The organism is Sphingobium aquiterrae, assembly GCF_037154135.1.
Taxonomy (GTDB): domain Bacteria; phylum Pseudomonadota; class Alphaproteobacteria; order Sphingomonadales; family Sphingomonadaceae; genus Sphingobium; species Sphingobium aquiterrae.
This window is the reverse complement of the sequence record NZ_JBANFL010000004.1, coordinates 207,865-228,543: the sequence shown is the minus strand read 5'-3', so window position 1 is coordinate 228,543 and position 20,679 is coordinate 207,865. Positions and strand designations below refer to the sequence as shown.

Below are 20,679 nucleotides of genomic sequence, written 5' to 3'. Positions count from 1 at the left end.
TGATGGAGTTTGCCATGTTTCGTCGCCCCGCCGCCACGCTTGCCATCGTGATCCTCGGGCTCGCTTCGCTGCCCCCCGGCGCATCGGCGCAGCAACAGCAGCGGCAGCAGCAGGACATCCGGCATTTCAACCCGCCGGGCGCCACCGCCCCCTATTCGGCGGCGGTGCGCGTGGGCGATGTCATCTATTTTTCGGGGCAGGTCGGGGTGGCGGCGGACGGCAGCGTGCCGACGGACATTCCCGCCCAGGCAAAGCTGGCCATGGACCGGGTGGCGAATGTCGCCAGGCTGGCGGGCGTCACCATGGACGACATATTCAAATGCACGGTGATGATGACCGACATCGGCCAGCTTGCCGCGTTCAACAGCGTCTATGTCAGCTATTTCACGCCGGGCCGCCTGCCCGCCCGCAGCGCGCTGGGCGCCCCTGCCCTGGCGCTGAAGGCCGGCGTGGAAGTGGAGTGCATCGCCCGCGCGCCGGGGTGACGCGCGGGACCATATGCGGCCACCTGCCCCTTAGAAGGGGAAGGTCACGCCGTAATAATCATAGACGCTGCGGCCATAATCCTGATCGTGGACGGGCTCGCAATCCCGTTCGTAGCGCGGCGCATTCTTCAGCAAGGCCTTATCCAGATCGACGACATAGCCGCCCTTGCCGCTATCATAGGTCAGCATCGACCAGGGCAGCGGATAATAATCCTGGCCGATGCCCAGAAAGCCGCCGAAGGACAGCACGGCATAGCGCACCGTGCCGGATATCTTGTCGACCATGAAATTGCTGATGGACCCCAGCCGCTCGCCCGCGCGATCATAGACTGCGGTGCCCTCCACCTTGTCGGACGCGATCAGGGTCGCGGTTTCCTCTATGGCAATGTCGCTCATGTCGCTCTCCTGTCATTCTTGCGATGATAAAGGATGAACCGGCGGGGCTGCGGTGCGTTCCCTGTCCATGCCGATGGGCGGCGCTGTCGGCCTGAGGGGCCGGTCGTGCGGGGATCGACGGGAAACATGGATTTCCCGGCGGATTTTCCCCGACAGGTCAGGGATCATTTGCGACCGGCCGCGGCCCTGCGGCGGCGAAGAGAAGGAGGATCGGCATATGAAGATCAATCGCAGCGCATCGGCGGCCTGGAGCGGCGGGCTGAAGGACGGCAAGGGCAGCCTCTCCACCCAGAGCGGCGCGCTCAACGCCCAGCCCTATGGCTTCCACACCCGGTTCGAGGACCAGCCCGGCACCAATCCGGAGGAACTGATCGGCGCGGCCCATGCCGGCTGCTTCACCATGGCGCTGGCCAATATCCTGGGGCAGGAAGGGCTGACGGCGGAACGGCTGGAAACCCATGCCCTGGTAACGCTGGAGCAGCCGGACGGCGCGTTCGCCATCACGAAGATCGCGCTGACCCTGAAAGGCTCGGTGCCCGGCACCAATGCCGAGACGTTCAGGGCGCTGGCGGAAAAGGCCAAGGTCAATTGCCCGGTGTCGAAGCTGCTGAAGGCCGAGATCACGCTGGACGCCCAGTTTCTGGTGTAGGCGAACGGCACGCGACCGGGGACATGGGCCTCCCTGCCTTTCGAGCGGGCATTTCGTCTCTCCTGAATGTTCCCGCGCAGGCCGGAACCCCGGGGCGATGCCCTGCCCCGCCACCCTGGGCTCCTGCCTGCGCAGGAGCACGGATGCGAGGGCGGGTGGGAATATCGGCCGGCAGACGGCATCCGAAAAGAAAGTAGTGGAAGAAAACGGATCATGCCCCATATTGCCGGCATGACCCGACTTTCCCTGCTCGATCTCGTCCCCGTCACCCAAGGCAGCGATGTGCGCACGGCGCTCGCCCGCGCGGCGGACCTTGCCGCCTTCGCCGAATCCATTGGCTATCATCGCTACTGGACGGCGGAGCATCATGGCATGCCCGGCATCGCCAGCGCCGCGACATCGGTGGTGCTGGCGCATGTCGGCGCGGCGACCTCTACGATCAGGATCGGCGCGGGCGGCATCATGTTGCCCAATCACGCGCCGCTCGCCATTGCCGAACAGTTCGGCACGCTGGACGCGCTGTTCCCCGGCCGGATCGACCTGGGCCTTGGCCGCGCGCCCGGGTCGGACCAGCGGGTGGCGCAGGCGATGCGGCGCAACCTGATGGCGGACGTCAACCAGTTCCCCCGCGACGTGCAGGAGCTGCAGGGCTATTTCGCCGGCGACGAGCGACTGAGCTTTGTCGCGACACCGGGCGCCGGGGCGCAGGTGGAGATGTGGATGCTGGGTTCCAGCCTCTACGGCGCGCAACTCGCCGCCGCGCTCGGCCTGCCCTATGCCTTCGCCTCGCATTTCGCGCCGGATGCGCTAGACGAGGCGCTGGCCATCTATCGCCGCGACTTCCGCCCCTCCGCGCAACTGGCGCAGCCCTATGCGATGGCCGGATTCAACATCTTCGCCGCCGACAGCCGCGAAGAGGCGGAGCTGATCGCCAGCTCCATGCAGCAGAGCTTCGTTGCGCTGCGCACCGGGCGGCCCGGCCGCCTGCCGCCGCCGGTGCCGGGCTATCGCGACATGCTGCCACTGCAGGCCAACGCCATGCTCGCCAATGTCCTGAGCGCTTCGAGCATCGGCACGCAGGCCGATGTCGAGCGCGACCTGACCGCCTTCATCGCCCGCACCCAGGTGGACGAGGTGATGGTGAGCGGCATGATCTTCGACGCAGACGCCCGCAAGCGCAGCTTCGGCATCGCGATGGACGCGGCGAAGGCGATCGCGACCGTGGCGGCTTGAGGTCAGCCTGCTGTGCGTTACGCCGTTCCGTCAACGGCGAACAGTTGGACTGGGTGGGGAGCGGACTGGCGGCTTTAAACCTCGGCAGCCGCTTAGCTGTCGCTTGCCGAACAGCTGATCAAGTCAAAAAATTGCTTCTTTGAAAAAGCGATATCGCCAGAACCGGCAGAGTCTGGAAAAAGCATGTGGGCAGGCGCAGGTGATCCTTCGCGCGGGATATCGTTAATGATGTTGTAGTCGGCATCCAGTCCCAGATATTGTCTGTTCCCATAAGGGCGCGGACCTCCGTCGGGATTTGGAGGTTGCCAGTTTTTCACGGTAACGTCGGTAGTAGACGCCACATTCCGTAATCCGTTCGTTCCACCATTCCAAGGCAGCCACCAAAATGTTTGGTTGGACGTCTTATAGTGGATCGCCAGTGCAAGACCGCTGGGCCAGTCTGGGTCACTGTCGACCTTACGAAAATAAGCTGAAACATCGGAAGAGTGCCGCAGAGTGTAATGCGCGCGTTCAGGCGGGCATTGAGATGTTGAGACTGCGACAAGTATGAACAATCCGATCACGTTCGTGTCCTCCGATTCACCGCCTCAACGACAATGTAGCGTTGAAACGACCGTCCGCAATCAGGGGGCGTGAACAGGCCCTTTTCGACCTACTTTGGTCGCTTGCTGCCATCCCTCCTTCGTCATGCTGAACTTGTTTCAGCATCCATCGTGCCACACAAGCCTTCGCTCAATTCGGAGAAATGGACCCTGAAACACGTTCAGGATGACGAGGTCCCAAAGTCCGCAAATGGTCGCTGCCTTCCCATCACCACCGCCGTCATCCTAGCGAAAGTCAGGATTCATTGGTTCCGACCTTTCGCAAGATAATAACCGTTGCACGAATGGAACCCGGATCAAGTCCGGGATGACGATGTAGGGGATGTCGGCTACTCCCGTCCCAAGCCCCGGCTAAATCAACGCCTCGATCTGGTCCATGATCCCGCTCATCTTGGCGACCAGCGTGCGATAGGGGGCGGGCGTCGTCATATCCAGCCCGGCGCGCTTGAGCAGTGCGTGCGGATAGTCCGAACCGCCCGCACTCAGCAGGGTCAGATAATTGTCCCGCTCCTTCGCCCCGCCCTTCATGATCGATTCGGCGAAGAAGGTCGCCGCCGTAATCGAGGTGGCATATTGCCACACATAGAAGTTGCGGAAGAAGTGGGAGATGAACGTCCACTCCGCCGCATAGCTGGGCTCCAGTTTCACCCCGTCGCCATGATAGCGTTTGAGCAGGTCCATGTAGAGCGTGTTGAACGCCTCGCCCGACAGCCCCTCGCCCGCTTCCGCCTTGTCATGCGCGGCCAGCTCGAATTCGGCGAACATGGTCTGGCGGTAGAAGGTGCCGCGAAAACCCTCCAGCTGCTGGCCGAGGATGAAGAGCTTTTCCTGTTTGCTCTTCGCCTTTTCCAGCAGGGTCGCGGCCAGCAGCTGCTCGTTGCAGGTCGAGGCGATCTCCGCGATGAAGGTGGCGTAGGACGCGGTCTCATAGGGCTGGGCCTTGGCCGCCAGCAGCGTGTGCATGGCGTGGCCCCATTCATGTGCGAAGGTGCTCAGCCCCTCATAATTCTCGCCCAGGTTGAGCAGCAGATAAGGATGCACGTCGAAGGCGCCCGGCATCATGTACGCGCCCGATTGCTTGCCGGGGCGCGGCAGCGGGTCCATCCACTTCGCCGCCGTCGCGGTGGCCAGCGTGTCGACATAGGCATTGCCGAGCGGTTCCACCGCCTCCAGCGTCAGGCCGCGCATCTGCGGGATGGTGTAGCTGAGCTTGGCTGAGACCAGCGGGGGATAAATGTCCCAATAGCCCATGTCGGGCAGGCCCAGCATCTTCTGGCGCAACGCGAAATAGCGGTGCAGCACGGGCAGGCCGGCATTGCACTCCGCCACCAGCGTCCGGTAAATCCCCTCGGGCAGATTGTCGCCGGAGAGCGCGGCTTCCAGCGAATTCTTGTACTTCCGCGCCTTGGTGGTGAAGATATCCCCTTTCAGCTTGGCGACATAGGCCGCGCCGATGGATTTGCTGAAGGCCATGCGCGTGCCGAAATAGGCATCCATCACCGCCTTGCGGTCGGCGCGCACCGGGGCGTCGCGATTGAGCGAATAGCCCTGGTCGTCCAGCGTCGCCTGCTTGCCGGTGGAGAGCGTGACGGTAGGCCAGGGCATGTCCGAACTGTTGAGCTGGTCGCGAATCTCGCGCGGGCCGGACAGCGTGGCCGATGCGGCGGCGAGCAGCGCCTCGCCATCGGGGCTCAGCACATGGTCCGCCTGCCGCAAGGTGTCGTCCAGCTGGAAGCGGAAGCGGGCAAGGCCGGGATCGCTGGCGATGAAGCCGTCGATCTTCGCCTTGCCGACCGTCAGGATTTCCGGCGCCTGCCACGATGTCGCCTCGCCATAGGCGGTCAGCAGGTCGTTCACCTGCGCGAATTTCTCGCCATTGGCGGAAACACGCAGATCCTCGTCCTTTTTCAGGAAGGCATAGGTGAAGATGCGGTAGCATTCGCGGCCCATGTCCGACATGGCGGTGAGCGCCGTGCGCAGCTGTGCCGCGCCCTGGCCCAGCGTGCCCTTGAACCTGGCGAGATCGGGCACCGCCACCAGCGCCTTCCTGCGCGCCGCGTCCCACGCCGCATCATTGGGGTAGATGTCCGCAAGGTCCCACTGCGCCCCCGCCGCCCCCTGCGCCAGCGCGCCGGCGGGCAGACTCGCGGCGAGCCCCGCGGCAAGCGAGACGGCAATGGTTTCACGGCGGGACAGGTCGGTCATGCATCAGCTTTCGTCATTTTCACCTGTCTTAATCCTGCAATACGGCTGAACGCATTGCAAGCGGCGGCGATCCGCCCGACGGCTGAAAAGAGGTGGCGCACGAAGGGTCAGCGCGGCTCGACGGCCAGGAGGCGACGTCTCTGGCGCGGCGGCGCACTGCCCAGCCGGCCACCGCTGAGCAACGCTGCTGCGCGCGGCCAGAAACGGGCAAGCGCCGCGCCCAACGTCATGCTCGCCCCCAGCACCAGCAGCGGCTGCGCGAGCAGGAACAGCGGATAGGCGGGCGCGCCGAGCGGCCCGGTGAAACCACCGATCACCGGCCCCAGCAGCCAGATGAGGATCAGGTGGCTGCAGAAGAGGAAGAAGGCATAGCGTTCGACACTGCGCAGGCTCTCCGCAGCCCCGCTACCGGCCAGCGCCCATGCGGTGCGCCAGAAGGCAAGCGCGGCGGCGAGGCGGATCATCAGGTCGAAGGCGGCCATGGCATGGGGATGAAGGCCCGGCGCGGCGACGGCCGGCAGCGACAGCACGACCTTGAACGGCAGGAGCAGCAGGAAGGGCGCCACCGCCCCGGCATAGGGCAACGCCGCCGCCCGCTCCGCCCAGCCGCCGCGCCGGGCCAGCATGCCCAGCGCGAAGAAGGTGAGGATGGCCGGGCGCAGCAGCAACGGCTGCCCCCATTCCGCCACCGAGCAGATGGCGGCGCCGATGCCGATAATCGCCAGCGCCCGGCCCGGCAGGCGCACCAGCAGCGGCGCGGCGAGCATGCACAGGAACAGGTCGCGCAGGAACGGCATCTGCACGTTGATGTCGGGATTGCGGGTGAGCAGCAGCACTTCCTGCGCCGTCCATTCCAGCGACGCCGGCATCGGCGCCTTGAGGTGGAAAAGCAGCGCCGCGCCGCAGACCAGCAGGATCGCGACGATGTTCCACGCCACCATCGGCAGCAGGATGGTGCGCGCCTTCACCGCCACATGCGCCCGCCAGTGCCGCGTGCGCGCCGATCCCGCCACCAGCCAGCCGGAGACGATGCCCAGCAGCGGCACCGCGCTTTTGCCCAGCCCCTCCATCAGCACCCAGCGCAAGCCCTCCTGCCAGCTTGCCATCGCCGCCAGTTCCTCGCCGGTGCGCCCCGTCCAGGCATGGACGTAGACGACGCCGAGAATGCAGAGGACACGTGCGATCGCGATGCTGTGGGACAGGCGCGTATCCGGCCCGCGCGCGGCAGAAGCAGCTTTGGGAATCAAGCAGAGAAATCCTGGCCAGAACATCTTCACGTCGGATGGCATCGCCGGACGACCGGGAAAATGCGGAAAACAAACAAGCAGACCCGGCGCCGGTTTTGCTTCCCCTGAGCGAAACCGGCGCCAGCCTGCAGGGTATAAGACGCGGGCATTGCCCTGCGTTCCGCAGCCTGTCGACAAAAAAGGCCGGGGGATCGCTCCCCCGGCCCTCTTGTCCGGTAATCCGGTCTGTTCGACTGAACTTAGAAGTCCATGCCGCCCATGCCGCCCATGCCGCCGGGCATGCCGGCCGGTGCCGACTTGTCCTCGGGCAGCTCGGAGATGGCAGCCTCGGTCGTGATCAGCAGGCCGGCCACCGAAGCGGCGTCCTGCAGAGCCGCACGAACGACCTTGGTCGGGTCGATCACGCCGGCCTCGACCAGGTTCTCATAGGTGTCGGTCGCCGCGTTGAAGCCCTTGGTCTCGTCATTCTCGCGCAGCAGGTTGCCGGCGACAACGGCGCCATCGACGCCCGCATTCTGGGCGATCTGGCGCAGCGGCGCTTCGATGGCCTTGCGGATGATGTCGATGCCGCGGGTCTGGTCGTCATTCGAACCCTTCAGGCCGTCCAGGGCCTTGGTGGCGTACAGCAGGGCCGTGCCGCCGCCGGGAACGATGCCTTCTTCAACGGCCGCACGGGTCGCGTGCAGCGCGTCGTCGACGCGGTCCTTGCGCTCCTTGACTTCGACTTCCGAAGCACCGCCGACCTTGATGACGGCAACGCCGCCAGCAAGCTTGGCAAGACGCTCCTGCAGCTTCTCGCGATCATAGTCCGAGGTGGTGTTCTCGACCTGTGCGCGAATCTGCTCGGTGCGGCCCTTGATCGCTTCGGCATCACCGGCGCCATCGACGATGGTGGTGTTGTCCTTGTCGATGGTGACGCGCTTGGCGGTGCCGAGCATGCCCAGGGTCACGTTCTCCAGCTTGATGCCCAGGTCTTCCGAGATCACTTCGCCCTTGGTCAGGACGGCGATGTCTTCCAGCATCGCCTTGCGACGATCGCCGAAGCCCGGAGCCTTGACGGCTGCAACCTTCAGGCCGCCACGCAGCTTGTTGACGACCAGGGTCGCCAGCGCTTCGCCTTCGATATCCTCGGCGATGATGAGGAGCGGACGGCCGCTCTGCACCACGGCTTCGAGGATCGGCAGGATCGCCTGCAGGTTCGAAAGCTTCTTCTCGTGAATCAGGATATAGGGGTCGCTGAGTTCAACGGCCATCTTTTCCGGATTGGTGATGAAGTAGGGCGACAGGTAGCCACGGTCGAACTGCATGCCTTCCACAACGTCCAGCTCGAATTCGAGGCCCTTGGCTTCCTCGACGGTGATCACGCCTTCCTTGCCGACGCGCTCCATCGCTTCGGCGATCTTCTCGCCCACGACGGTGTCGCCATTGGCGGAGATGATGCCGACCTGGGCGATTTCCTTGGTGCCGGCGACCGGCTTGGAACGCGCCTTGAGGTCTTCGACAACCCTGGTCACGGCAAGGTCGATGCCGCGCTTGAGGTCCATCGGGTTCATGCCGGCGGCAACCGACTTCATGCCTTCGCGGACGATCGCCTGCGCCAGTACGGTCGCGGTGGTCGTGCCGTCACCGGCGATGTCGTTGGTCTTCGAGGCCACTTCGCGCACCATCTGGGCGCCCATGTTCTCGAACTTGTCCTTCAGCTCGATTTCCTTGGCGACCGACACACCGTCCTTGGTGATGCGGGGCGCGCCGAAGCTCTTGTCGATGACGACGTTGCGGCCCTTGGGGCCAAGCGTCACCTTGACCGCGTCGGCCAGGATGTCGACGCCGCGCAGAATGCGCTCACGAGCGTCGCGCGAGAATTTGACGTCCTTCGCTGCCATGATCTTTTACCTCTACTTTCTGAGTAAACTGGAGAAACTGGAAGAAACCGCCCGGCTGTGGCCTGTGGAAACAGGCCGGGAAATCAGCCGACGATGCCCAGAATGTCGCTTTCCTTCATGATGATCAGGTCTTCACCATCGACCTTCACTTCGGTGCCGGACCATTTGCCGAACAGGATGCGGTCGCCGGCCTTGACGTCCAGCGGCGTCACCTTGCCGTCTTCGGCCTTCGCGCCGGTGCCGACGGAGACGACTTCGCCTTCCTGCGGCTTTTCCTTGGCGGTGTCGGGGATGATGATGCCGCCGGCGGTCTTCGCCTCGGCTTCTACGCGGCGGACCAGAACGCGGTCATGCAACGGACGGAATGCCATAAATTTGCCTTTCCCTACGATTAGTGGGAGGGCAGCGCCCCGGTTGCGTCTCTGCAAGGAACAGGGCGACTCGCCCCTCCCCCAAAACGCGACCAATCGACTCCCCGCTCCCACGGAACCTGTGTTTGTTAGCACTCCCCAGGAGGGAGTGCCAGCGGCGTTGATATGGGGGAAGCAAATGCCCGGTCAAGGGCGTTTGCCAAGAAAAATGTTTCGCTGCGGTCATGGCATGCGACAAAGCAGGGGCATGCACCCGCGCGCGGTCAGGCGCGCAGGTTGAGGGCGCGCAGGCACGGGAGGAAGGCATCGGGGGCAGGCGCATATGGGATTGCAGGCGGCCGTCCATTGCGGGCGGCGGTCCGATGCACTAGCTCAGGGGGCATCGGCCGGGCCCCTGCCCGCGCGCCGCTGACGGAGGTTCGGGCCTTGGCATTTGTGAAGAGCATGTGGCGCATCCTGGTCGCGGTGAAGGACGGGCTGGTGCTGTTGTTCCTGCTGCTGTTCTTCGGCGCGCTCTATGCCGCGCTCTCCTTCACGCCGCGCCCGGTCAACAGCGTCTCCACCGGCGCGCTGCTGCTGCGGCTGGACGGCACCATTGTCGAGCAGCCGCATGAAATCGACGGCCTGAGCGCGCTGAGCGGCCGCCGGCAGATGCGCGAATATCGCCTGCGCGACGTCGTCACCGCCATCGAGGCGGGCGCCACGGACAGCAAGGTGAAGGCGATCGTGCTGGATCTGGACGGCTTCATGGGCGGCGGCCAGGTCGCGCTGTCGCGGGTGGGCAAGGCATTGGATTCCGCGCGGGCGGCGAAGAAGCCGGTGCTTGCCTATGCCACCTATTATAGCGACGACGCCTATCTGCTCGCCGCCCATGCCAGCGAAGTGTGGCTCAATCCGCTGGGCGGCGTCGCCCCGGTCGGCCCCGGCGGATCGCGCCTCTATTACAAGGGGTTGATGGACAAGCTGGGGATCAACGCCCATGTCTATCGCGTCGGCACTTACAAGAGCTTTGTCGAACCCTATATCCGCACCGAAAGCTCGCCCGAGGCGAAGCAGGCGGATCAGGCGCTGGCCGATGCGCTGTGGGACGACTGGAAGCAGGATGTCGCCAAGGCCCGGCCCAGGGCGAAGCTGGCCGCCTTTGTGGCCGACCCGGCAGCGATGGCGCGCGCGGCGCAGGGTGATTTGGGCAAGGCCGCGCTCGATGCCGGCATGGTGGACAAGCTGGGCGACGAACTCGCATTCAGCGCGCGCGTGGCCGCGATTGCCGGCAAGGCGAAGGACGGCACCGCCGACAGCTTCGCCACCGTCAGCTTCGACCGTTATGTGAAGGCCCGCAGGCCCGCCAATGACGGCCAGATCGGCGTCGTCACCATCGCCGGCGACATCGTGGATGGCGAAGGCGGGCCGGGCACGGCGGCGGGCGATACCATCGCGGACCTCATCTACAAGGCTCTGGCGAAGCGCGACCTGAAGGCACTGGTCGTCCGGGTCGATTCGCCGGGCGGTTCCGTCACCGCCTCCGAACGCATCCGGCAGGCGATCCTGACCGCCAGGAAACAGGGGCTGCCGGTGGTCGTCTCCATGGGCAATGTCGCGGCCAGCGGCGGCTATTGGGTCTCGACGCCGGGCGACCGCATCTTTGCCGAGCCGGACACCATCACCGGCTCCATCGGCGTGTTCGGCATCCTGCCCAGCTTCGAGGGCACGATGGCGAAGATCGGCATTTCCAGCGACGGCGTGAAGACGACGCCGCTGTCGGGCGAGCCCAATGTCTTCGGCGGCATCTCCCCCGCCTTCGACACGATGGCGCAGGGCAGCGTCGACAATATGTATCGCCGCTTCGTCGCCCTTGTCGCGCAGAGCCGCCACAAGACCCCGGCGCAGGTGGACGGCATCGCCCAGGGCCGGGTGTGGGACGGCGGCACCGCGCGCCAGAACGGCCTTGTCGACCGCTTCGGCGGGCTGGAGGACGCCATTGCCGAGGCCGCCCGCCTCGCCAAGGTCGATCCCGCCAGCGCCCGCCCCTCTTATATCGAAAAGGAGCCCGACAAGGTCGTCGCCTTCCTCGAACAGTTCTTGCAGGACGAGGAGGATATTGCCGACGGCGAGGCCCGCAATGCGCAGGCACGGGACTGGCTGGGCCGGCAGGCTTTGCTCCAGCAGATATGGGCGCTGCAGGTGGTGAGCGACGTGCGCGGCATGATCGGCGGCAGCGCGATCCGCGCCAGTTGCCTGGAGTGCCGCGGCTATGCCCCGCCCCGCCCGCTGACGCGGGAAGACCGCGGCGTGCTGGCAATGCTGATGGCAAAGCTCTGGTAGGCGGAGCTGCGGGGATGCTGGCGGTTCGCGATGCCGAGGCCGACGATCTGGAACGGATCGCCGCGATCTATGCGCATCATGTGCTGCACGGGACGGCGACCTTCGACACCGAACCGCCGGACATCGCGGCGTGGCGGGACAAGCGTGACACGATCAGGGGCAAGGGCTGGCCCTTCCTTGTCGCCGTCGAAGGCGGGCAGGTGGTCGGCTATGCCTATGCGACCCAGTTCCGGGATCGCACCGCCTATGCCCATAGCTGCGAGGACAGCATCTATATCGATGCCGCGCGGCTGGGCCGGGGCGTGGGCGGCACCCTGCTGGGCGCATTGATGGACACTGCGCGACAATCCGGTTTCCGGCAGATGATCGCGGTGATCGGCGGGGCGGAACCGGGCTCCATCGCGCTCCACGCGAAATGCGGGTTCGATCAGGTCGGCCGGCTGCGCGATGTCGGCCGCAAGTTCGGGCGGCTGCTCGACACAGTCTATATGCAGCGCGCGCTCTGACGGGCCCGGTGGATCAGACCCTCGATAGCATCTGACCAAGCAGCAAGGCGACGCCGGACAAGGCAATCGCGCCACCAAGGGACAGTTGGAGGGGGTTGGTGAAGTACCGGATCGACACGGCGATGCTGTTTTCAATCTTGCTCATGAGAATGATATGCAACAATGCACACTCATTGTCTCACGCAGTTTTCCGTTCACGCTCATGCGGCGGAGCGATCAATCGCGCCCCTTTGCCTCGCCTTCCTCCATGCGATAGCCCGGCAGGCCGATGCCGCGCGTGATCGCAAAGGCCCGCAGCGCAAAGCCCGCCAGCGCCGCGATCACCGATGCCGGCGCCAGCGCGACACCGGCCCAGGCCAGCAACACGAACAGCCCCGAAGACAGCGCCGCCACCGTCACATAAAGCTCCGGCCGCAGCAGGATGGAAGGCTCTCCGGCCAGCAGGTCGCGGATGATGCCGCCGACGCAGCCCGTCACCACCCCCATCATCCCGGCAACGAAGGGATGGATGCCGAAGGACAGCGCCTTGGCCGCGCCGAAGACGGCAAAGGCGGTTAGGCCGATGGCGTCCAGCCAGTCCAGCGCATGCACGCTCCACAGCCGCTGCGGCGTCACCCACACGACCAGCGCCGCCGCCAGGCACACCATCGCCGGCAAGGGATCGCTCACCCAAAAGACGGGCGCGCCGATGAGCAGGTCGCGCACCGTCCCCCCGCCCACGCCCGTGATCAGCGCGAAAAAGGCGAAGGTGACGATCGTCTGCCCCAGCCGCGCCGCCGCCAATGCGCCCGAGGCGGCGAAGACGAAGGTGCCCACCAGCCCCAGAAACTCCAGCGCCGCGCCGGCATGCGGCACGATGGCGGCCGTAGCGGCGATGGCGGGAGAGGCGGCAGTCATGATCGTGCGTCCGGGCCTTTTGCAGGGAAATGCGCGGCCCGATTTAGGCCATGAATGGGCAGGATCGCAATGGAGGCGGGCGAGAGATGGCATGCACCGCCTGTTCCGGCGCCCCGACAGGCCGCCAGGATGCATCCGCGTCAGGACCGACGGTCATTCCGTTCCACCGGTGCCGAGGCGGGCGATCTTCGCGCAGCCCGGCCTGTTTTCAGGATGCGGGCGCCCGGAGCAGCGGCATCGAAACAAGCCCCATGCCCGTTTCAACGCGTTGCGGGGCTGATGAGCGATCGGTCCTGACCCTGGGATCAGTCGGCGACATCGACCGGCTGGCTCGCGATGATCGTCGGCGGCGCGGCGGCGATGTCGCGCAGGGCCATGCCCAATGCCTTGAAATGATCCGAGGCCATGTGCTGCTGCACAGCCGCGTCGTCGACATAAAGTTCGTTGAAGACGAACCGGCGCGCGCCATCGGGTTCCTGCCACAGGTCATAATAGAGCACGCCCGGTTCGGCGCGGGAGGCGGCGACGCAGATACGCGCGGCGGCGACGAATGCGTCCTCCTGCCCCGGTTTCACGGCAATGAACGCAACGACCTTGACCGGCATGGCTCTCTCCTCTGTGCTGCGCCCGTCCTGCCCGATTTCGCGAGGACGGACAAGCATGGCACGCCTGCCCAGGGCGGATTTGGGCATCGCTTTTCTCGCCTCCGGGTGCAGGCGACACAGGACGGCTGGCATGGCGACGATGCCCTCATCTCGGGGTGTGGTGAGCAGCATCCGCGCTTCACGCCCGCGGATCGGCCGGCAGCGCGCCGACAGCATGTGCCTAGCCCATCCGCATCGGGGCACAACGCCCAAGGCAAGGTCGGCTTGCCCCCGCAGCCCCTCCAGCGCGCGCCGGGGCGCCCAAAAACAAAGAAGGCGGCCGCACCAGCGACCGCCTCCCCTGCTGTTCGTCATCTCCGCGCGGTCGTGCCGCGCGTCGCGATTACATGTGGATGGGCTTGCCCGTCACCGCCATCGCCGCTTCCTTGATCGCTTCATTGTGCGTCGGATGCGCGTGGCAGGTATAGGCGATGTCCTCGCTGGAGGCGCCGAATTCCATCGCCTGCGCGGCCTGCGCGATCATGGTGCCGGCGGGACCGGCGACGATCCACACACCCAGCACCTTGTCGCTCTTGGCGTCGGCGATGATCTTCACGAAGCCGTCCGTGTCCTTGATCGCCTTGGCGCGGCTGTTCGCCATCATCGGGAACTTGCCGACCTTCACCTCGCCCTTTTCCTTCGCCGCTTCCTCGGTCAGGCCGACGCCGGCGATCTCGGGATGGGTGTAGACGACGGACGGGATCACGTCATGGTTCACGATGCCGGTGAGGCCGGCGATATTCTCGGCGACCGCGACGCCCTCATCCTCGGCCTTGTGAGCGAGCATCGGGCCGGGGATCACGTCGCCGATCGCCCAGACGCCGGCGACCTTCGTGCCGAACTCATGATCGGTCTCGATCTGGCCGCGATTGTTCAGCTCCAGGCCGATCTTGTCGAGGCCAAGGCCGTCGGTGTTCGGCTTGCGGCCGATGGCGACCAGCACCACGTCCGCCTCGATGCTTTCGGCAGCGCCGCCGGCGGCTGGCTCGACCGAAACGGTCGCCTTCTTGCCCTTTACCGCAACGCCCGTGACCTTGGTGGAGGTCTTGATGTCGAAGCCCTGCTTCTTGAACAGCTTGGCCGCTTCCTTGCGGACTTCGCCGTCCATGCCGGGCAGGATCTGGTCGAGATACTCGACCACCGTCACCTTGGCGCCCAGACGGCGCCAGACCGAGCCAAGCTCCAGCCCGATCACGCCGCCGCCGATGACGACCATATGGTCGGGCACCTTGGGCAGAGCAAGCGCGCCGGTGGAATCGACCACGATGCCCTTGTCATTGTCGACCTCGACACCCGGCAGCGGGGTGACGGAAGAGCCGGTGGCGATGACGATGTTCTTCGCCGTCGTCTTCGTGCCGGCCACCTCGACCGTGTGGGCGTCGACAAAGCTGGCGAGGCCCTTGATCCACGTCACCTTGTTCTTCTTGAACAGGAATTCGATGCCGCCGGTCAGGCCCTTCACCGCATCGTCCTTGTCGGCAAGCATGGCGGGCAGGTCCAATTCCACCTTGCCCAGCTTCACGCCATGCTTGGCGAGCGCGCCGGAATGGGCTTCCTCGAACAGTTCGGACGCGTTCAGCAGCGCCTTGGACGGGATGCAGCCCACATTGAGGCAGGTGCCGCCCAGCGTCTCGCGGCTCTCGACGCAGGCGGTCTTCAGGCCAAGCTGCGCGGCCCGGATCGCGGCGACATAACCGCCGGGGCCCGCGCCGATCACCAGGACATCGTAATCATAGTCAGCCATATATCACCTCTTGCGATGTGCTCCTGCGCACGCAGGAGCCCAGGGCGGCTCAGAAAAGGTCTTCGAACAGATCAGCCCACCGGGGATTGTCACATTCGATCAGATCGATCTTCCAGGCCCGTTTCCATTTTTTCATCTGCAACTCACGATGCCGTGCCTGTTGCAGATCGTCATGTTGTTCAAACCAAACCAGTCGTGTGCAACCATGATCCCTTGTGAACCCCGCCACCAGACCATTGCGATGCTGATGGACCCGCGCCGGGAGATCGCTGGTCACTCCAAGATAGAGCGTGCCGTTGCGCCTGCTTGCCATCAAATAGACATAGCCGGCTTTCGTGACACGTCTCCACCCTGGGCTCCTGCTTTCGCAAGAGCACGACGTCTCCCAGGTTACAGGTCGATCAGCAGACGGGTCGGGTCCTCGATCGCGTTCTTCACCGCGACAAGGAAGGTCACTGCCTCGCGGCCGTCAATAAGGCGATGGTCGTAGCTCAATGCCAGATACATCATCGGGCGGATGACAATCTGGCCATTGCGCACGACCGGACGGTCTTCGATGCGGTGCAGGCCGAGCACGCCGGACTGGGGCGGGTTGATGATCGGGGTCGACATCAGCGATCCGAAGACGCCGCCGTTGGAGATCGTGAAGGTGCCGCCCTTCATGTCGTCCATGGTCATCGTGCCTTCCTTCGCCTTCCGGCCGAAGTCGCCGATGGTCTTTTCGATCTGCGCCACGCTCATGCTCTCGGCATTGCGGATGACGGGAACGACAAGGCCGTTGGGCGCGGACACCGCGACCGAGATGTCGGCGAAATTGTTGTACACAATCTCGTCGCCCTCGATCTGGCCGTTCACCGCCGGCACGTCCCTGAGCGCCATGCACACGGCCTTGGTGAAGAAGCCCATGAAGCCCAGGCGGACGCCATGCTTCTTCTCGAACAGGTCCTTGTACTTCGCGCGCGCCGCGATGACTTCCGTCATGTCGACATCGTTGAAGGTGGTGAGCAGCGCGGCGGTTTCCTGCGCGCTCTTCAGGCGCTTGGCGACCGTCTGGCGCAGGCGGGTCATCTTCACCCGTTCCTGGCCGCGGCCGGGGCCGGCGGGCGCGGCCGCAACCGGCGCGGCGGCAGCGGCGGGCGCCGATGCGGTCGCGGTGCCGGCGGCAACGGCGGCCATCACATCGTCCTTGGTCAGGCGGCCGTCCTTGCCGGTGCCCTTGATCTTGCTGGGGTCGAGACCATGCTCCAGCACCAGCCGGCGCACGGCGGGCGACAGCGTCAGATTGCCGTCTTCGTCGGAAGCCGGCGCCGGGGCGGCAGCGGCGGGCGCAGGCGCGGCGGCCTCCGCCTTGGCGGCCGGGGCAGCAACAGCAGCGGGCGCAGCCGAGGGGGCCGCGGCAGCGCCGCCCGCCTCGATCACCGCGATGACGGCGCCGACATTGACGGTGTCGCCTTCCTTGACGAGTTGCTGGCCCAGCACGCCGGCAACCGGCGAGGGCACGTCCACGGCGACCTTGTCGGTCTCCAGGCTGCAGATGGGCTCATCGACAGCGACCGCCTCGCCCGGCTTCTTCAGCCATTGTCCAACGGTTGCTTCGGTAACGGATTCGCCCAGTACGGGCACTTTGACTTCGGTTGCCATGATGCTTTCTCAGCCCTTCTTCTGGCGTCGGATTTCTTCACGAACGCTGTGTCCCAGCGCGTCGGCGACGAGCGCGCCCTGTTCGGCGATGTGGCGCTTGGCAAGGCCGGTGGCCGGCGATGCCGATGCCTTGCGGCCGGCATAGCGGGCCCGCATCGGCGCGCGCCCGGCATCCGCCAGCGCTTCCTCGATATAGGGCTCCACAAAGAACCATGCGCCGTTGTTGCGCGGTTCTTCCTGGCACCACACCACTTCCTCAAGGTTCGTCATCCGCTTCAGGCGGATGGCGAGCGCTTCGGTGGGGAAGGGATAGAGCTGCTCGACACGCACGATCTGGGTGTTCTTGTCCCCCGCCGCGTCGCGCGCCTCGATCAGGTCATAGGCGACCTTGCCCGAACAGAGCACCAGGCGCTTCGTCTCCGTGTCGGGCGCCGGATTGGTATCCGACAGCAGCCGCATGAAGTGCGTTTCGCCCTGGAAGTCCTCCGCCTTGCTGACGGCCGCCTTGTGGCGCAGCAGCGACTTGGGGGTCATCATGATCAGCGGCTTGCGGAAGCTGCGGAGCATCTGACGGCGCAGGATGTGGAAATAATTGGCCGGCGTCGTGCAGTTGGCAACCTGGATATTGCCCTCTGCGCACAGTTGCAGATAACGTTCCAGACGCGCCGAGCTATGCTCCGGCCCCTGCCCTTCATAGCCATGCGGCAGCAGGCAGACGAGGCCGTTGGCCCGCAGCCACTTGCTCTCCGACGAAGCGATATACTGGTCGAAGATGATCTGCGCGCCGTTGGAGAAATCGCCGAACTGCGCTTCCCACATCACCAGGCTCTTGGGGTCGGCCAGCGCATAGCCATATTCGAAGCCGAGCACGCCATATTCCGACAGCGGGCTGTCCAGCACCTCGAACCGGCCATGGCGGACGGTCGACAGCGGGATATATTTGCTCTCGCTGTCCTGATCCACCCAGACCGAGTGACGCTGGCTGAAGGTGCCGCGCCCCGAATCCTGGCCCGACAGGCGCACGCCATAGCCTTCCGACAGCAGCGCGCCAAAGGCCAGGGCCTCGCCGGTCGCCCAGTCGAAACTGGCGCCGGAGCGGAACATCTCCGCCTTCGCGTCCAGGATGCGCTTGAGCGTCTTGTGGACGTTGACGCCCTCGGGCACGGTGGTCAGCGTCTTGCCCAGGCTGTCGAACAGCTTGGACGTGATCGCGGTCTCCACATTCTGGCGCGAGGTTTCGGCATCGGCCGGTTTGTGCAGGCCCGACCAGCGACCGGCGAACCAGTCCGCCTTGTTGGCCTTGTAGCTCTTGGCCGCCTCGAATTCCGCTTCCAGATGATTGACGAATTCGCCGGTCACGCCGTTTACGAAATCGTCGTCGACCACCCCTTCCGCCTTGAGGCGCGCGGAGTAGACGTCGCTCACCGGCGGATGCTGGCGAATCTTCGCGTACATCAGCGGCTGCGTGAAGCTGGGCTCGTCGCCCTCGTTATGGCCGAAGCGGCGATAGCACCACATGTCGATCACGATGTCGCGGTGGAAGGTCTGGCGATATTCGATCGCCAGCTTGCACGCGAAGGTCACGGCTTCGGGATCGTCGCCATTGACGTGCAGGATCGGCGCCTGGACGCCCTTCGCCACGTCGCTGGGATAGGGCGAGGACCGGGCGAACTGCGGCGAGGTGGTGAAGCCCACCTGGTTGTTCACGACGAAGTGGATGCAGCCGCCGGTATTGTAGCCGCGGATGCCCGAGAAGCCGAAGCATTCCCACACGATGCCCTGGCCGGCAAAGGCCGCGTCGCCATGGATGAGCACCGGCAGCACCGATTCATGCTTTTCAAGGTCGTCGCGGAACACCTGTTGCGCGCGCACCTTGCCCAGCACCACGGGATCGACCGTTTCAAGATGCGAGGGGTTGGGCACGAGCGACATATGCACCTTGATGCCGTCGAACTCGCGGTCGGTGCTGGTGCCCAGATGATATTTGACGTCGCCCGAACCGCCGACATCCTCGGGGTTGGCGGTGCCGCCCGAAAATTCGTGGAAGATGACGCGGAAGCCCTTGGCCAGCACGTTCGCCAGCACGTTCAGGCGGCCGCGATGCGCCATGCCGAACACGATCTCGCGCACACCCTGCGCGCCGCCATATTTGATGACCGCTTCGAGCGCGGGGATCATGGATTCGCCGCCGTCGAGGCCGAAGCGCTTGGTGCCGACATATTTGCGGCCCAGGAACTTCTCATACTGCTCGGCCTGGATGACCTTGGACAGGATCGCCTTCTTGCCTTCCGGCGTAAAGATGATCTCCTTGTCCTTGCCTTCCATCCGGTCCTGCAGGAAGCGGCGCTCCTCCACATCGGCGATGTGCATATATTCCAGGCCGACATTGCCGCAATAATTGGCGCGCAGGATGCCGACCAGTTCGCGCACAGTGGCATATTGCAGGCCGAGCGCGCCGCCCAGATAGACCTTGCGGTCCAGCGCGGCGCCGGAGAAGCCGTGATATTCCGGCGTCAGGTCGGCCGGCAGCTCGCGCTGCGTCAGGCCCAGCGGGTCGAGATTGGCGGCCAGATGCCCGCGCACGCGATAGGTGCGGATCAGCATCATCGCCCGGATGGAATCGTCGGCGGCCTGCGCCACTTCGGCTTCGGACACCGCCGCGCCGGTTTTCTTGGCAGCCGCCTTGATTGCCACCTGCATCTGGGTGGGGTCAAGCGCGCCGGTCAGGTCGTCGGTGTCGGTCGGCGGCCAGTTGCTCCGTTCCCAGCTGGGACCTTGTTCGACTTCGAAATCCTGATTCTCGTAACCCATGTCATCATCCATCCGTGCCGCCTGCAGTCGGCGGGCCGGGAAAGCGCGGCCGGGGTGCAGCCCGGCCGCGTCGTGGCTCGATCAGCCCTTCAATACGTCCAGCAGCGTCGTGCCCAGTTCGGACGGGCTCGCCGCAACCTTGATCCCGGCCGCTTCCATGGCCGCGATCTTGCTCTCCGCGTCGCCCTTGCCGCCCGACACGATCGCGCCGGCATGGCCCATGCGACGGCCCGGAGGCGCCGTGCGGCCCGCGATGAAGCCGGCCATCGGCTTCTTGCGGCCCTTCTTGGCCTCGTCGATCAGGAACTGCGCAGCCTGCTCTTCGGCGTCGCCGCCGATCTCGCCGATCATGATGATCGACTCGGTCTCGGGATCGCCCAAGAACAGTTCCAGCACGTCGATGAAGTTGGTGCCGTTCACCGGATCGCCGCCGATGCCGACGGCGGTCGTCTGGCCAAGGCCGGCGTTGCTGGTCTGGAACACCGCTTCATAGGTGAGCGTGCCCGAGCGCGAGACCACGCCGACGCTGCCCTTCTTGAAGATGCTGCCGGGCATGATGCCGATCTTGCATTCGTTCGGGGTCAGGACACCGGGGCAGTTCGGACCGATCAGGCGCGACTTGGAGCCGGAAAGCGCGCGCTTCACCTTCACCATGTCGAGCACCGGAATGCCCTCCGTGATGCAGACGATCAGCGGGATTTCCGCGTCGATCGCTTCCAGGATCGAGTCGGCCGCGAATGGCGGCGGCACATAGATGACCGAAGCGTCGGCGCCGGTCTTCGTCTTGGCTTCCAGCACGGTGTCATACATGGGCAGGCCGATATGCGACGTGCCGCCCTTGCCGGGCGTGACGCCCGCGACCATCTGCGTTCCATAGGCAAGCGCCTGCTCGGTATGGAAGGTGCCGGTGGCCCCGGTCATGCCCTGGGTAATGACCTTCGTATTCTTGTTGATAAGAATGGACATGCGCGCCCCTTCATGCAGTTGCGTGGCATTTCAGTCTATCGACCCGTCCCAGGGCTGCTCACATTCCCTGGGACGAC

Annotated in this window: 19 protein-coding genes; 5 read left to right on the top strand and 14 right to left on the bottom strand. The window is 65.2% G+C overall.

Annotation, left to right across the window (positions count from 1 at the left end):
• Positions 1-14 precede the first annotated feature (14 nt).
• Positions 15-485, top strand: coding sequence for a RidA family protein (locus tag WFP78_RS06380; RefSeq protein ID WP_336959858.1), 471 nt, complete (start codon positions 15-17; stop codon positions 483-485).
• 30 nt (positions 486-515) lie between these two features.
• Here WFP78_RS06380 and WFP78_RS06375 read toward each other — a convergent pair whose 3' ends face one another.
• A complete protein-coding gene (locus tag WFP78_RS06375) occupies positions 516-881 on the bottom strand; it encodes a PRC-barrel domain-containing protein (protein ID WP_336959856.1) in 366 nt (121 codons plus the stop codon).
• 217 nt (positions 882-1,098) lie between these two features.
• On the opposite strand from WFP78_RS06375, the gene WFP78_RS06370 reads away from it, so the two are divergent.
• On the top strand, positions 1,099-1,530 hold the full coding sequence (locus WFP78_RS06370) for an OsmC family protein (protein ID WP_336959853.1): 432 nt from the start codon (positions 1,099-1,101) through the stop codon (positions 1,528-1,530).
• A 231-nt stretch (positions 1,531-1,761) separates the two neighbouring features.
• Positions 1,762-2,763, top strand: coding sequence for an LLM class flavin-dependent oxidoreductase (locus WFP78_RS06365; protein ID WP_336959963.1), 1,002 nt, complete (start codon positions 1,762-1,764; stop codon positions 2,761-2,763).
• A gap of 92 nt (positions 2,764-2,855) precedes the next feature.
• On the opposite strand, the gene WFP78_RS06360 is transcribed toward WFP78_RS06365, so the two are convergent.
• The 5 genes from WFP78_RS06360 to groES form a co-directional block, all read right to left on the bottom strand.
• A complete protein-coding gene (locus tag WFP78_RS06360) occupies positions 2,856-3,326 on the bottom strand; it encodes a hypothetical protein (RefSeq protein WP_336959851.1) in 471 nt (156 codons plus the stop codon).
• 390 nt (positions 3,327-3,716) lie between these two features.
• Positions 3,717-5,570 (bottom strand): M3 family oligoendopeptidase, encoded by a 1,854-nt coding sequence (locus WFP78_RS06355; protein WP_336959848.1) that lies wholly within the window; start codon positions 5,568-5,570, stop codon positions 3,717-3,719.
• A gap of 107 nt (positions 5,571-5,677) precedes the next feature.
• A complete protein-coding gene (locus tag WFP78_RS06350; RefSeq protein WP_336959845.1) occupies positions 5,678-6,817 on the bottom strand; it encodes an acyltransferase family protein in 1,140 nt (379 codons plus the stop codon).
• A 239-nt stretch (positions 6,818-7,056) separates the two neighbouring features.
• On the bottom strand, positions 7,057-8,700 hold the full coding sequence (gene groL, locus WFP78_RS06345; RefSeq protein ID WP_336959842.1) for a chaperonin GroEL: 1,644 nt from the start codon (positions 8,698-8,700) through the stop codon (positions 7,057-7,059).
• A gap of 83 nt (positions 8,701-8,783) precedes the next feature.
• Positions 8,784-9,071, bottom strand: a complete 288-nt coding sequence (gene groES / locus WFP78_RS06340) for a co-chaperone GroES (RefSeq protein ID WP_336959840.1) — start codon at positions 9,069-9,071, stop codon at positions 8,784-8,786.
• A 426-nt stretch (positions 9,072-9,497) separates the two neighbouring features.
• Between groES and sppA the strand changes: the two genes are divergently transcribed.
• Both sppA and WFP78_RS06330 read left to right on the top strand, forming a co-directional pair.
• Positions 9,498-11,393 carry a signal peptide peptidase SppA gene (sppA, locus tag WFP78_RS06335; protein ID WP_336959838.1) on the top strand — a complete coding sequence of 632 codons (1,896 nt, stop codon included), beginning with the start codon at positions 9,498-9,500 and terminating at the stop codon, positions 11,391-11,393.
• A 14-nt stretch (positions 11,394-11,407) separates the two neighbouring features.
• Complete coding sequence (locus tag WFP78_RS06330; RefSeq protein ID WP_336959835.1) at positions 11,408-11,899, top strand: GNAT family N-acetyltransferase; 492 nt, start codon at positions 11,408-11,410, stop codon at positions 11,897-11,899.
• A 13-nt stretch (positions 11,900-11,912) separates the two neighbouring features.
• On the opposite strand, the gene WFP78_RS06325 is transcribed toward WFP78_RS06330, so the two are convergent.
• From WFP78_RS06325 to sucD, 8 genes are all read right to left on the bottom strand, one after another.
• Positions 11,913-12,044, bottom strand: a complete 132-nt coding sequence (locus tag WFP78_RS06325; RefSeq protein WP_336959834.1) for a hypothetical protein — start codon at positions 12,042-12,044, stop codon at positions 11,913-11,915.
• A 71-nt stretch (positions 12,045-12,115) separates the two neighbouring features.
• The gene (locus WFP78_RS06320) at positions 12,116-12,796 is read right to left on the bottom strand and encodes a trimeric intracellular cation channel family protein (protein ID WP_336959831.1); all 681 of its coding nucleotides are present in this window, start codon (positions 12,794-12,796) and stop codon (positions 12,116-12,118) included.
• Positions 12,797-13,101: 305 nt separating this feature from the next.
• Positions 13,102-13,401, bottom strand: a complete 300-nt coding sequence (locus WFP78_RS06315) for a putative quinol monooxygenase (protein ID WP_336959828.1) — start codon at positions 13,399-13,401, stop codon at positions 13,102-13,104.
• A gap of 382 nt (positions 13,402-13,783) precedes the next feature.
• Positions 13,784-15,184: a dihydrolipoyl dehydrogenase gene (lpdA, locus tag WFP78_RS06310; RefSeq protein WP_336959825.1), complete on the bottom strand. Its 1,401-nt coding sequence runs from the start codon at positions 15,182-15,184 to the stop codon at positions 13,784-13,786.
• A gap of 49 nt (positions 15,185-15,233) precedes the next feature.
• A complete protein-coding gene (locus WFP78_RS06305) occupies positions 15,234-15,500 on the bottom strand; it encodes a GIY-YIG nuclease family protein (protein ID WP_336959822.1) in 267 nt (88 codons plus the stop codon).
• Positions 15,501-15,574: 74 nt separating this feature from the next.
• Complete coding sequence (gene odhB, locus WFP78_RS06300) at positions 15,575-16,825, bottom strand: 2-oxoglutarate dehydrogenase complex dihydrolipoyllysine-residue succinyltransferase (protein ID WP_336959820.1); 1,251 nt, start codon at positions 16,823-16,825, stop codon at positions 15,575-15,577.
• Between the two features lie 9 nt (positions 16,826-16,834).
• Positions 16,835-19,636, bottom strand: coding sequence for a 2-oxoglutarate dehydrogenase E1 component (locus WFP78_RS06295; protein ID WP_336959817.1), 2,802 nt, complete (start codon positions 19,634-19,636; stop codon positions 16,835-16,837).
• An 81-nt stretch (positions 19,637-19,717) separates the two neighbouring features.
• Positions 19,718-20,602 (bottom strand): succinate--CoA ligase subunit alpha, encoded by an 885-nt coding sequence (sucD, locus tag WFP78_RS06290; protein ID WP_336959815.1) that lies wholly within the window; start codon positions 20,600-20,602, stop codon positions 19,718-19,720.
• Between the last annotated feature and the right edge of the window lie 77 nt (positions 20,603-20,679).

Excerpts from the sequence above, each read along its gene's own strand:
- WFP78_RS06365 (WP_336959963.1), top strand. The coding sequence starts at position 1,762 with ATGACCCGACTTTCCCTGCTCGATCTCGTCCCCGTCACCCAAGGCAGC.
- WFP78_RS06295 (WP_336959817.1), bottom strand. The coding sequence starts at position 19,636 with ATGGGTTACGAGAATCAGGATTTCGAAGTCGAACAAGGTCCCAGCTGG.
- WFP78_RS06325 (WP_336959834.1), bottom strand. The coding sequence starts at position 12,044 with ATGAGCAAGATTGAAAACAGCATCGCCGTGTCGATCCGGTACTTCACC.
- WFP78_RS06320 (WP_336959831.1), bottom strand. The coding sequence starts at position 12,796 with ATGACTGCCGCCTCTCCCGCCATCGCCGCTACGGCCGCCATCGTGCCG.
- groES (WP_336959840.1), bottom strand. The coding sequence starts at position 9,071 with ATGGCATTCCGTCCGTTGCATGACCGCGTTCTGGTCCGCCGCGTAGAA.
- WFP78_RS06330 (WP_336959835.1), top strand. The coding sequence starts at position 11,408 with ATGCTGGCGGTTCGCGATGCCGAGGCCGACGATCTGGAACGGATCGCC.
- WFP78_RS06380 (WP_336959858.1), top strand. The coding sequence starts at position 15 with ATGTTTCGTCGCCCCGCCGCCACGCTTGCCATCGTGATCCTCGGGCTC.
- sucD (WP_336959815.1), bottom strand. The coding sequence starts at position 20,602 with ATGTCCATTCTTATCAACAAGAATACGAAGGTCATTACCCAGGGCATG.
- odhB (WP_336959820.1), bottom strand. The coding sequence starts at position 16,825 with ATGGCAACCGAAGTCAAAGTGCCCGTACTGGGCGAATCCGTTACCGAA.
- lpdA (WP_336959825.1), bottom strand. The coding sequence starts at position 15,184 with ATGGCTGACTATGATTACGATGTCCTGGTGATCGGCGCGGGCCCCGGC.
- WFP78_RS06315 (WP_336959828.1), bottom strand. The coding sequence starts at position 13,401 with ATGCCGGTCAAGGTCGTTGCGTTCATTGCCGTGAAACCGGGGCAGGAG.
- groL (WP_336959842.1), bottom strand. The coding sequence starts at position 8,700 with ATGGCAGCGAAGGACGTCAAATTCTCGCGCGACGCTCGTGAGCGCATT.
- WFP78_RS06370 (WP_336959853.1), top strand. The coding sequence starts at position 1,099 with ATGAAGATCAATCGCAGCGCATCGGCGGCCTGGAGCGGCGGGCTGAAG.
- WFP78_RS06375 (WP_336959856.1), bottom strand. The coding sequence starts at position 881 with ATGAGCGACATTGCCATAGAGGAAACCGCGACCCTGATCGCGTCCGAC.
- WFP78_RS06355 (WP_336959848.1), bottom strand. The coding sequence starts at position 5,570 with ATGACCGACCTGTCCCGCCGTGAAACCATTGCCGTCTCGCTTGCCGCG.